We start from the raw sequence: 1,031 nt of genomic DNA, 5'->3' as shown, positions 1-1,031 counted from the left end.
TTACCAGCTTTGGGCGATACGGTCGGCTTCTTGCAGGCGTTCGACTGTGCCGACGTCCAACCAAAGGCCGTTGTGGTGTTCGCCGCTGATTTGGTTTTGGCTCATGGCTTGACGCAACAGAGGGGCAAGCTTGGCAGCCTGGTGTGCCGGGATGTCTTTGAAAAGCGCGGGATGATAAACGCCCACACCGCTGAAAGTCAGGGCTTGGCCGTCTGCGGATGATGCGGATACCAGGCCGTCTGAAAGCAGGCCAAAGTCGCCTTCGGGATGATGGGGCGGATTGTCCACCAGCCACAAATGGGCGAGAAGGTTGTGTTCCTGCATATGCTGGGTAGCCAGTCGTGCAGCTTGGAAATCAATGTCGGTCAACACATCGCCGTTGACGACCAAAAACGGCTCGTTGCCCAAAAGCGGCAGGGCGGTGGCAATGCCTCCGGCGGTTTCCAGGCCTCCGGCGAGTTCTGGAGAATAGGCAATGCGCACGCCGTAGTCCGAACCGTCTTTCAAGGTATCTTCGATTTGTTGGCCAAGCCAGGCATGGTTGATGACGATTTCAGTGAAACCGGCCTGTTGCAGGCGGCGCAAGTGCCAGCCGATAAGCGGTGTGCCTGCTACTTCGAGTAAGGGTTTGGGCGTGTGGTCGGTCAGGGGGCGCATGCGTTCGCCGCGACCGGCGGCCAGTATCATTGCTTTCATGGGTGTGCCTATAATGTGTGAAACAGAAAAGGTCTCAGGCCGTCTGAAAAATGAAACCGATGTTTCAGACGGCCTGAGACCTTTATTTATGCCAAAGATTTGAATTGCCGACGGAAATACAGCAATGCCGGCGCTTGCGCGTCGGTATTGCGGATTTCGTTGATCTGAACGAAAAAGACGTAATGCGTGCCGATTTCGTGTTGATCGACAATGCTGCCGTGCAGGTGCGCCAGCGCGCCTTCGACTTCGAGCTGTCCAGTTTGCCCCCTATGCCAAATATGGTATTCGAAGCGTTCTTCGGGCGAGAGGTCGGTCAGTCCGGCAAAGTGTTCGGC

Annotated in this window: 2 protein-coding genes; both read right to left on the bottom strand. The window is 56.2% G+C overall.

Translation table 11 applies throughout. The annotated features are described in order from the left end of the window. Nucleotides 1-696, bottom strand: a complete 696-nt coding sequence (gene murU, locus ACTHS3_RS14535; RefSeq protein ID WP_070607198.1) for an N-acetylmuramate alpha-1-phosphate uridylyltransferase MurU — start codon at nt 694-696, stop codon at nt 1-3. An 86-nt stretch (nt 697-782) separates the two neighbouring features. After that, the coding region (locus ACTHS3_RS14530) for a flavin reductase (RefSeq protein ID WP_440368315.1) at nt 783-1,031 on the bottom strand (249 nt) is incomplete at its 5' end.

The sequence above is a fragment of the Neisseria sp. P0009.S007 genome, assembly GCF_051962515.1.
This window is presented reverse-complemented; position numbering and strand designations above follow the sequence as displayed.

Bases quoted from the DNA above. Each gene is read 5' to 3' on its own strand.
- murU (WP_070607198.1), bottom strand. From the start codon at position 696: ATGAAAGCAATGATACTGGCCGCCGGTCGCGGCGAACGCATGCGCCCC.